This window comes from Marinobacter sp., assembly GCF_041690615.1.
Taxonomy (GTDB): Bacteria; Pseudomonadota; Gammaproteobacteria; order Pseudomonadales; family Oleiphilaceae; genus Marinobacter.
In genome coordinates this window covers 49501-59324 of the sequence record NZ_JAWLGY010000012.1, presented here as the reverse complement: position 1 = coordinate 59324, position 9824 = coordinate 49501, and the positions used below count along the sequence as shown (strand labels likewise).

Here is a 9824-nt window from a genome sequence, read left to right as displayed (position 1 = left end):
CTGGAACTGGAAATCTGCTCGGCCGCCGTGGCGGACTGATCACTCACATCGCGAATCTGGGTAACGTTCTGGTTGATGTCTTCCGCCACCGAGGTCTGTTGCTCTGCCGCCGTGGCGATCTGGCTGTTGTACTGGCTGATATTGCCCACCGCTGCCGCAATCTCCCGAATGGTCTCACCCGTGGTACGGGCGCTGTCCAGGGTCTGGCCGGCCAGTGTGGTGCCCCGCTCCATGGTGGTTACCGAATCCTCGGTGCTGTTCACCAGGTTGGAAATCAGCGTTTCAATCTCGGAAGCTGAACTCTGGGTACGCTGGGCCAGGGAACGGACCTCGTCGGCGACGACTGCGAAACCACGCCCCTGCTCACCGGCCCGGGCCGCCTCAATGGCGGCGTTCAGCGCCAGCAGGTTGGTCTGTTCGGCGACAGACTTGATCACATCCAGCACCGTGCCGATGTTCTCGCTGTCTTTCTGAAGCCCCCGCAAGCGTTCCGCCACCTGCTCCACCTGGGTATTCAGCTCGCTGACGTAGGACAGGGTTTCCTCAACGGCGGACTCACCGGCCGTGGCCTTCTCATTGGCCGTATTGGCCGCACTGAAGGCTTCCTCGGCACTGCGGGCCACGTCGTTCACGGTGGCCACCATTTCATTCATTGCCGTGGCCACCTGGTCGGTCTGATCCCGTTGCTGGACAACGCCCTGGCTGGTCTCGGCGGTGACCGTGGAAAGCTCTTCGGCGGACGATGCAATATTGGTTGCGCCTGCGTTGATGTGACGCACCAGCTCCCGCAGGCTTGTGACCATGGCTCCCAGGGCTGTGAGCAGCTGCCCCAGCTCGTCACCCCGATTGCTGGTGACGACTTCCTGCAGGTCACCGTCTGCCACGCGGGTTGCCAGGGCGACCGCCTGGTGGATCGGGCGGGTGATGCTGCGGGTCAGTAGCCACGAGATGGCGGCGCCAAGTACAACGATAACCAGAACTACGGCGATAATGACCATGGAGGCGAAGGCCCGCTCATCCTCCATTTTTCGCTGCTGTGCTTCCTGCAACCCGACGGCGGCTGAGAGTGTGTCCCGGGCGGTACCGACCATCCGCTCCTGGAGCTCATTGGTTTCGTTTTCTGCCTCAACCACCTTGTTGAACACCTCAACGTAGCGAACCAAAAGGTCCTTCAGGGCGGCCTTGACATTTTTATCGAGAAACGAGGAGTCAACAGTACGTATGGCCCGTTCACCGGAAGACCGGAAACGGTCTACCGCCTCTGGATCGCCTTCCACCAGGAAGTTACCCTCGTTACGACGCATCTGCTGGATAGCCGCGTTTGTGGCATAAAGGCTGTCCTCCGAGGCAAAGCCGCCGGTCACGCCCCGAACTGCCAGTTCCAGTTCTTCCAGTCGCTGGTTGCGAAGCGCCCTGACGTCCACGAGTTCTTTCAGTTGCTCGTCGTACTCGCGGATACCTTGCTGAATTTCAGCAACGCGGGCACGGTCTTCCGGCTCTGCCAGCTGATTCTCCAGTTTGCCGGCGCGTTCGGATGCCTGCCTGGTCTGGCGAATGGCTTCGTCCACATAGTCCTGTTCGCTGCGAATCAGGAAGTTCTTTTCGTTCTGTCTCGCCTGCAGCAGGTCAGCCTCAATGGCGGCCGTGTCGGCGACAATGCCTGCCCGGTTGCCGAACTGATCCAGGGCGATATAGCCGGTGGCGCCCACCAGAATGGTCAGCAGGATCAGTAGGGCAAATCCCGAGGCCATTTTCATGCCCAGGGAGAGATTGAGAGTGGAGAGTTTCTGCAGACGCATGTGCGGCTCCGGCAAGAGTTCTTATTGGTGAATCGGATGATGTAGGGGTTATCGGCCGCCCGGGCAATTTTTTTAGGGTCAGGGCAGTCGGGAAGCCCGCGAATCCGGGCAAGCAGCGGCTTCAGTCAGGTCAGGGCCAGCCCGGAAGCCAGTTAAGGTCAGGCAGGGCTGCAGCTCAAGACAGTTTCGGTAGGGTTTTGGTAACGATTTGCTAACCATCGGGAACAAAAAAACGCCGGTCCCTTGCGGGTACCGGCGTTTTCGGACGTTGCTGCCGTCAGAAGAACAGGTCGGGCAGATAGGTGGCGATTTCCGGGAAGATCATGATCAGTATCAGGCCGATGATTTCCACGACGACAAAAGGAATCACCGAGCTGTAAATATCCTTCATGGTGATGCCCTTTGGCACTATTCCCTTCAGGTAGAAGAGGTTGAAACCAAAGGGTGGCGTCATGTAGCCGATCTCCATGTTGATCACAAACAGGATACCGAACCAGATCGGGTCAAATCCGAGCGCCTGCACGATGGGGATGAATACCGGCAGGGTGATCAGCATGATACCCACCGGGTCCAGCACCATGGCCAGGAAGAAGGTGATGATCATCATGGTGATGATGACCGCCCATGGCCCGCCCGGAATATCCAGCATGAAGCCCTGGATCATGCTCTGGGCACCCATGCTCTGATAGGCGGAGCTGAATGCGTGAGCCGCGAACAGAATCCACATGATCATGCCGGTGAGCTTGAATGTGCGGATCGAAGCGTCCTTGATCAGCTCGAAATTCAGTGCACGGTACACAGCAGCACAGATCAGCGATCCCAGAACACCCATGGCGGCCGCTTCGGTGGGCGTGGTGATGCCGCCAATGATGGAGCCGAGCACCATGAATACCACCAGGATCGGGAGCAGAACGGCCCGCAGTGCGCGGAGCTTCTCGGGCCATGTGCCCCGCTCCTCCTTGGGAACATCCGGTGCCAGGTGCGGCTGCAGGTAGCACCGGCCGATGATGTAAATAGCGGTCAGCACCATCAGCAGGACGCCCGGCAGGATACCGGCGGCAAACATCTTGCCGACAGAGACACCCGTAATCAGGGCGTACAGGATCATCAGGATGGAGGGGGGGATCAGGATGCCCCAGCCACCACCTGTATTGATAACTCCCAAGGCCATTTTCTTGTCATAGCCATGGGCCAGCATGGAAGGCAGTGCGATGGTGCCCATGGCGACAACCGCGGCACCACTGATGCCCACCATGGCGGCAAATATGGCGCAGATCAGCAGCGTGCCGATGGCCAGGCCGCCCTTCAGTCCGCCTACCCATAGTGACATCATCCGGTAGAGGTCCCGGGCGACGCCGGTTCGCTCAAGGATCATGGCCATGAATACGAACAGCGGAATGGCCACCAGGGTAAAGCTGCCCATGGTGCTCCAGATCTGGGAAGCGACCATGTAGAAAGAGTCGAAGCCCCAGGTGAAGTACAGGAATACGACGGAAACACCGCCCAGCACAAAGGCCAGGGGCAGGCCCAGCATCAGGAAGAACAGCAGGGCGCCGAAGAACAGCAGGGTCAGGATTTCGGTACTCATGCATCAGCCTCCGTGTGGTGGGGCTCGTCTTCCGCAGGGGGCTGGTAATAGCTCAGGTTGAAAGCGATGGCAATGTCCTGCAGGAGCTTCACGATACCCTGAAGCAGCACCAGGAATGCCGCGATGGGCATGAACAGCTTGACCGGCCAGATGGGGGGATTCCAGCTGGAATTGGAGGTCTGCCACATGCCGATGGACTCCTGGGCCATGTCGTAGGCGAAGTAGAGCAGGGCCAGGATAAAGATAAAGAAGATGATGGATGTGAACAGGTCAATGAAAGCCCGCCCACGTACGCTGAACTTGTTGTAGAACAGGTCCACGTTCACATGGCCGTTGTGTGCCAGCAGATAGCCACCGGCCATGATGGAATAGATACCGAAAAGGTATTGCGTCATTTCGCTGGTCCAGGCCAGAGGGGATCCCAGCACATACCGGAACCCGACCTCCATCAGGAGGAACAGGAACATAAAGATTACCAGGAAGGAAAAACAGCGACCGATCACATCGTTCAGTCGGGTGATTCCGGTCATGAATGCACTGATGGCACGCATGGTGTTGCCTCCGGCGCAAGACGAACTTGCGGTTTCAGGTTATGTTCACTAAAAAAACGGGCCTTCCCTGGGGAAGGCCCGGTTTCTTGCCTGCGGGCCTTGTTACAGACGACCCAGTTGACGCAGGTAGTCCTTCACCATTTCTACTGCCTTGGCAGAGTTGTCGCTACGCTCGGCTTCCTCGTCCCAGATAACCTGGGCGGCTTCGGTCATGTGGTCGATAACATCCTGGGGCAGGTTGTTGATTTCCACACCCTCTTCGGCAACGGCTTTTTGCAGGGTGACCTTTTCCTTGTGCTCGTACTCGTTGGTGCGCACCCAGAACTGTTCCTTCAGGGCTTCCTTGACGATTTCCTGCATTTCAGCAGGCAGCTTGTCCAGGGCTTTCTGGCTGACGATGATCACGTCTGTACCAGCCACGTTCAGGGAAGGCTTCACGTGGTACTTGGCTACCTCATAGAGGCTCATGCTGTAGGCGCCCTGGGCGGCGCCCCAGTGGGCCCCGTCAACGATGCCGGAGTCCAGTGCAGAGTACAGCTCAGCGCCTGAGATGTAGGAGGTGGCAGCACCGGCTTCATCGAGGAACTTTTCCAGTGCGCCGGAAGAGCGGATCTTCAGGGATTGCAGATCTTCAACGCTCTCGATGGGGTTCTTGACGACCATCTCGGTCTGATAGACCTTGTCGGTTGCCCAGTAGACGCCGTGCTCAGCGGCTTCTTCCCGGAGCATTTCCTCAAAGCCCATGTTCATATGGAAATAGGCGGCTTCGGCCGGGGTCTGGAAAGCCAGGGGCAGACCGGATGCTACGCCGGCCAGGCTGATCTTGTCCTGGGCGTAGGCCGGAGAAATGGTACCCATCTCCAGAATGCCGCGGCTGACGGCGTTAAAAGTTTCAGTCGGCTTGAACAGAGAACCGGACTCGTAGAGCTCCAGCTCCAGTTTGCCGTCGGTACGTTCAGCGAGCACGTCCTTCAGACGGCCAAGGCTGTCCTTGAACGAGCTGGAGGCACCGGGCCAGTGAGACTGGACCTTCCAGGTGATGGTGTCCTGTGCGGCAGCGGGAGCGGCGGCCAGGGCGGCGGAGACACCGAGGGTGAGCGCTGAGGCAAATACGGTAAGTTTCTTGCGTGCGTTAGTAAGCATCACTACTAGACCTCTTTGTTGTTTTCCTGTGGGGAGCGGCTATCGCTATTTCATCAGGCGAAACTTGTGACTGCAGAACGGATCCGCGTTTCCCAAATTTATCGCATTCGAGCGAGCGTTTGCAACACCAGTCGTCTGGCGATTGGTAGTAATCCGGCCAGTCGCCGCAAGGTCCGGTGGCGGAACAACGACCACCGGGCCCAGCTGAAAAGATAGCTTATGCAAGGGATTTTGTCTTGCAGGACAGAAGAATCCGCCGTTCAGCCCTTATCCAGCTTCGGCCAGGGCAGGCCCTGGGGGAACAGCCGGGCCTGGACCTGTCGTGCCACGTCGATCAGGGTTTTCTCGCTCCAGGCGGGACCGATAATCTGGACCGCCCGGGGCAGGCCGTCGTCACCGAAGCCTACGGGGAAGCTGATGGCGGGCAGTCCCACCACCATGGCTACGCCGGCCCAGACGGTCACATCCAGGTACGGCTCCTCCTTGCCATTTATGGTCAGGGTACGGGCCATGGCTGAGGTTTCCTGATCATGAGGAAACGGCAGGGTGTTGGTCACCGGGCAAATTAGCAAGTCCTGCTCTTCGAAGAAACGGGCCCAGGTGCGCTGGAGCTTTGCCCGTTCCTCGTCCTTCTGCAGCCATTCGCCGTGACTTTGCAACGCACCGCGGGCAAAGCGGTGGGGATAATCGTCACCTTCTTCGCTCGCCAGTTTTGCCAGGCGGTCCCGAACCTTCTGCGGCAGACCCTGACTCATGACGCCACCGAGCAAGTGGTAATAGAGGCGGTGGTTCTTCTCCAGGGTCAGGCCGTCCGGCTGGGCGTCTGCCAGGTGGGCGCCAAGGGATTTCAGTCCGTCACAGAAACTCACCAGCCCGCTCAGTACTTCGTTGTCTACCGGCGCCCAGTCGTCATTGAGCCAGGTGGCGAAGCGGTATTCCTCCAGGGATTTCCCGCTGGCCGGGGGCAGGTTCACCTGCCAGGGGGCCATGTCATCATCGGGGCCGGCCAGCAGGTCCAGTTCTGCCTCCAGGTCATCCAGGTGCCGGGCGAGCGGGCCGCCCACACCCATATCCCGCTTGGCTACACTGCCGGGCGCGCCCGGTACATGGCCCCGCATGGGGACAAGCCCGGAAGTGGTCTTCAGGCCATAGATGCCGCAGAAGGCGGCCGGGGTGCGAATGGAGCCGCCGATATCACTGCCCAGTTCCAGCGGTGTCAGGCCTGCGGCCAGGGCTGCCGCAGCGCCACCGGATGACCCGCCCGGGGTGAGGCTGGTGTTCCACGGATTGTTGGTGGTGCCGTAGATCTCATTAAAAGACTGCAGGTCACCGGCAAATTCCGGCACATTGGTCTTGCCGAAGACAATGGCGCCGGCATCCAGCAGCCGCTGCACCGCGACGGCGGTGCGGGGAGAGATGTGGTCCTGGTAGCCCCTGTGACCTGCCGTGGTGGGCCAGCCCTCGATTTCGAAGGTTTCCTTGATGGTCATGGGTACGCCATGGAGCGGGCCCAGGTCACGGCCCTCTGCGGCGGCGGTGTCTGCAGCCTGCGCCTGCTCCCTCGCCTGCGCTTCCTTTAATACGACGACGGCGTTCAGGGCCGGGTTATAGCGACGGGTACGCTCCAGGAAGTGGTCCAGCACCTGTTCACTGGTGTATTCGCGGGCCTTGATGCCCCGGGCCAGCTCAAAGGCTGGTAGCTTGTGGAAGTCCATGGTTTCTCCATTGTGGTTGTTTTCGTGTGGGAGTCACGAACATAGAATATCCGGTCGTTTTGTGAAACAGTATTTCGAAATTTTGATACCGCCTGGAGGCTCCATGATCAAGACTGAAAAAAAGAATGGCTTTGTTCACCTGTTGATTTCCCGTCCCGAGAAGAAAAATGCCCTGACCCGGGATATGTATACGGCGCTGGCTGAAGGGGTGGAACAGGCGGCGGCGGATGAATCCGTCAATGCCATTGTGATCAGTGGTGACGGCGGTGTGTTTACCGCCGGCAATGACCTGGATGACTTTCGGGCCCGCGCTACAGATACCAATCCCAAGCCGTCCGCCGGTCTGGCTTTCATTGAAACCCTGATGAACTGTGACACGCCGGTACTGATTGCAGCGGAGGGTCTGGCCATCGGCATCGGAACCACCATGCTGCTGCATGTAGACGGGGTCTATGCTGGTGAGTCTACCCGCTTCAAGACCGCGTTTGTGGACCTGGGTCTGGTACCGGAAGCGGCCTCCACCGTGACCATGCCGCTCCATCTGGGCGCCCGCAAGGCGGCGGACCTGTTGTTGATGGGAGATGTGCTGAGCGCTGCCGAAGCGGCGGAAATCGGCCTTATCAGCCGCACAGTGGCTGACGGTAAAGCCCTGGATGAAGCCTTTGCAGCGGCGGAAAAGCTCGCCGGCAAGCCCCGTGAAGCCCTCAGGGCCAGCAAGCGGTTGATGAAGGCCCCGTGGAAGGCCATGACCAAGGATGCCCTGGAGCGGGAGCGTGAGGTGTTCTCGGAGCGGCTGCGCTCTGAGGACTGCCACGCTGCCCTGGCGCGTATGGGCAAGAAGTAGCTATAAAAGAAGTGACAAGGGGCAGCGTAAGGCTGCCCCTTTCATTTCACTGCCGGTCAGACCGCGTAGCCCGGGTTCTTGCTGTCCAGCAGGCGGATCAGCGCCGGCCAGGTCAGGGCCGCAGCCTTGCCCAGTGACTGGGACTGCTCCCGGGTGGTCTCGATGGCTTCCTGTGAGGGCAGGCAATAGGGTGCCGGTGTGCGCACCTGGATCTCGCAGGCCTTCATCAGGAAGTAAAGATAGGTAAAGCACTCCGGTACTGAGCCACCGGCGGTCAGGATGCCGTGGTTGCGCAGCATCAGCATGTTCTTGTCGCCGATATCCCGGATCAGTCGCTCCCGCTCGTCCAGGTTCAGCGCAACGCCTTCATAGTCGTGGTAAGCCAGGTGATCCAGGCAGAGCATGGCGGTCTGGCTCAGGGGCAGCAGGCCTTCCTTGTGGGCGGATACGGCAACACTGTCGGCGGCATGCACGTGCATGACCGCGTGGGCATCTTCGCGGCCCATGTGTACGGCGCTGTGGATGGTGAAGCCCGCCGGGTTGACCCGGTCGATACCGCCTGCTTCCACCACCTGGCCTTCCTTGTCCACTTTAACCAGCGAGGATGCGGTGATCTCGTGGAACAGCAGGCCGTAGGGATTGATCAGGAAGTGATGGTCCGGACCCGGTACCCGCGCAGACAGATGGGTAAACACCAGGTCTTCCCAGCCATACAGGGCGACCAGTCGATAGGCGGCAGCCAGCTCGGTACGGACCTTCCACTCGGCCTTCTTCAGTTCGTCGGTATCCATGGTATTGGTGCCGGTGATGTTGGATGCATTCATACTGCGTGATCCTCTTGTTGTTGGATATCGGGACGCTCTCGGGCTCCCTGTTATTCGGGGGTGGATGACAGTGTAGCCTGTAAAAGTGATGCCAGGAAATCTCGTCAGGCGGGCTCCCAAAAAAAGGGGCGGCCTTTGTGGGGCCGCCCCGAACGCTCTCCAACTGGAGGAGAGACCCGACAGGTTCTTTTCTACCGGTTTTACCGGCTTAGCTGGCCTGCAGCAGAGACGCGTAACGTTCCAGATGGAAGTCGTCGTCGCCCAGCTGGTGGCCGATCATGACCAGGCGCTTGGCGTAGTGGGCGAAGCTGTATTCCCAGGTCATGCCGATACCGCCGTGGGACTGGATGCCCTTCTCGGAGATAAACTGGCCGGCACGGTTGATCACATTCTTGGCCGCGGCCAGGGTGCGACGACGCTCGTCGCTCTGCTCGGCATCGGCATAGCTGGCAGCCAGGATGGCCATGGAACGGGCCTGCTCAAGCTCGGACATCATGTCGACCATGCGGTGCTGCAGCACCTGGAACTTGCCGATGGGTACACCGAACTGCTTGCGCTGCTTCAGGTACTCCAGGGTCAGTTCGTTGGCTTCTTCCATGCAGCCCACGGCTTCGGCGCACAGGGCAGCGATGGCGCGGCCGGTCTGGTATTCGATAACGTCAGCGGCCTTGCCTTCCTCGCCCAGCAGGGCGTCGACGCCTACCTTGACGTTGTTCAGGAAGACATCGCAGCCCTTGGCACCATCGACGGTGGGGTAGGTGCGACGCTCAACGCCCTCGGCGTTCGGATCGATGGCGAACAGGCTGATGCCATCGGCATCGTTCACATCACCGGACGTGCGGGCAGACACAATGATCAGGTCGGCACAGTGACCGCCGATCACAACCGCCTTGCGGCCGCTGATGGTGTAGCCGTCGCCGGACTTCTCCGCCTTGGTGGCAACTTCGTTCTGGTTGTAGAACGCCTGCGGCTCCTGCAGGCCAACCGCCACTTTCAGTTCACCGGCGGCTACGCCAGCCAGGTACTTTTCTTTCTGCTCGTCGTTGCCGGCCTGGCCAAGAATGCCGCCGCCCAGCACTACGGACTGCAGGTAGGGTTCGAGGCACAGGCCACGGCCCAGTTCTGTCATGACGGACTGGATTTCAACACCGCCGCCGCCAAAGCCGCCCAGTTCCTCGGGGAAGGGGACAGCAGTCAGGCCCAGCTCGCCGAGCTGTTTCCAGAAATCCTCGCTGAAGCCCAGCTCGGTCTCGCTGAACTCCAGGCGCTTTTCAAAGCTGTACTCACCGCGGACCAGACGCGCCACGGTGTCCTGCAACATCTGCTGCTCTTCGCTCAGAGTGAAGTCCATGGTCGCCTC

General features: G+C 59.9%; 8 protein-coding genes. 1 reads left to right on the top strand and 7 read right to left on the bottom strand.

Annotated features, from left to right (window positions below):
• The 5 genes from ACESMZ_RS10175 to ACESMZ_RS10155 all read right to left on the bottom strand — a co-directional run.
• A partial coding sequence (locus tag ACESMZ_RS10175) for a methyl-accepting chemotaxis protein (RefSeq protein ID WP_372972566.1) occupies positions 1–1799 on the bottom strand: 1799 nt, incomplete at its 3' end.
• Positions 1800–2076: 277 nt separating this feature from the next.
• The gene (locus tag ACESMZ_RS10170) at positions 2077–3387 is read right to left on the bottom strand and encodes a TRAP transporter large permease subunit (protein ID WP_372957670.1); all 1311 of its coding nucleotides are present in this window, start codon (positions 3385–3387) and stop codon (positions 2077–2079) included.
• Complete coding sequence (locus ACESMZ_RS10165) at positions 3384–3938, bottom strand: TRAP transporter small permease subunit (protein WP_372957671.1); 555 nt, start codon at positions 3936–3938, stop codon at positions 3384–3386. The genes ACESMZ_RS10170 and ACESMZ_RS10165 overlap by 4 nt, the downstream gene beginning before the upstream one ends.
• Before the next feature lie 102 nt (positions 3939–4040).
• The gene (gene dctP, locus ACESMZ_RS10160; RefSeq protein WP_372957672.1) at positions 4041–5081 is read right to left on the bottom strand and encodes a TRAP transporter substrate-binding protein DctP; all 1041 of its coding nucleotides are present in this window, start codon (positions 5079–5081) and stop codon (positions 4041–4043) included.
• Between the two features lie 260 nt (positions 5082–5341).
• On the bottom strand, positions 5342–6796 hold the full coding sequence (locus ACESMZ_RS10155) for an amidase family protein (RefSeq protein WP_372957673.1): 1455 nt from the start codon (positions 6794–6796) through the stop codon (positions 5342–5344).
• A gap of 103 nt (positions 6797–6899) precedes the next feature.
• Between ACESMZ_RS10155 and ACESMZ_RS10150 the strand changes: the two genes are divergently transcribed.
• Entirely contained in the window at positions 6900–7640 is a 741-nt protein-coding gene (locus ACESMZ_RS10150) for an enoyl-CoA hydratase-related protein (RefSeq protein ID WP_372957674.1), read from the top strand.
• A gap of 56 nt (positions 7641–7696) precedes the next feature.
• Here ACESMZ_RS10150 and ACESMZ_RS10145 read toward each other — a convergent pair whose 3' ends face one another.
• The gene (locus ACESMZ_RS10145) at positions 7697–8464 is read right to left on the bottom strand and encodes a class II aldolase/adducin family protein (protein WP_372972565.1); all 768 of its coding nucleotides are present in this window, start codon (positions 8462–8464) and stop codon (positions 7697–7699) included.
• Between the two features lie 208 nt (positions 8465–8672).
• On the bottom strand, positions 8673–9815 hold the full coding sequence (locus ACESMZ_RS10140) for an acyl-CoA dehydrogenase family protein (RefSeq protein ID WP_372972564.1): 1143 nt from the start codon (positions 9813–9815) through the stop codon (positions 8673–8675).
• Between the last annotated feature and the right edge of the window lie 9 nt (positions 9816–9824).

What these genes read in the sequence shown, in the direction of transcription:
- ACESMZ_RS10140 (WP_372972564.1), bottom strand. Translation starts at nt 9,815, where the DNA reads ATGGACTTCACTCTGAGCGAAGAGCAGCAGATGTTGCAGGACACCGTG.
- ACESMZ_RS10155 (WP_372957673.1), bottom strand. Translation starts at nt 6,796, where the DNA reads ATGGACTTCCACAAGCTACCAGCCTTTGAGCTGGCCCGGGGCATCAAG.
- dctP (WP_372957672.1), bottom strand. Translation starts at nt 5,081, where the DNA reads ATGCTTACTAACGCACGCAAGAAACTTACCGTATTTGCCTCAGCGCTC.
- ACESMZ_RS10145 (WP_372972565.1), bottom strand. Translation starts at nt 8,464, where the DNA reads ATGAATGCATCCAACATCACCGGCACCAATACCATGGATACCGACGAA.
- ACESMZ_RS10150 (WP_372957674.1), top strand. Translation starts at nt 6,900, where the DNA reads ATGATCAAGACTGAAAAAAAGAATGGCTTTGTTCACCTGTTGATTTCC.
- ACESMZ_RS10170 (WP_372957670.1), bottom strand. Translation starts at nt 3,387, where the DNA reads ATGAGTACCGAAATCCTGACCCTGCTGTTCTTCGGCGCCCTGCTGTTC.
- ACESMZ_RS10165 (WP_372957671.1), bottom strand. Translation starts at nt 3,938, where the DNA reads ATGCGTGCCATCAGTGCATTCATGACCGGAATCACCCGACTGAACGAT.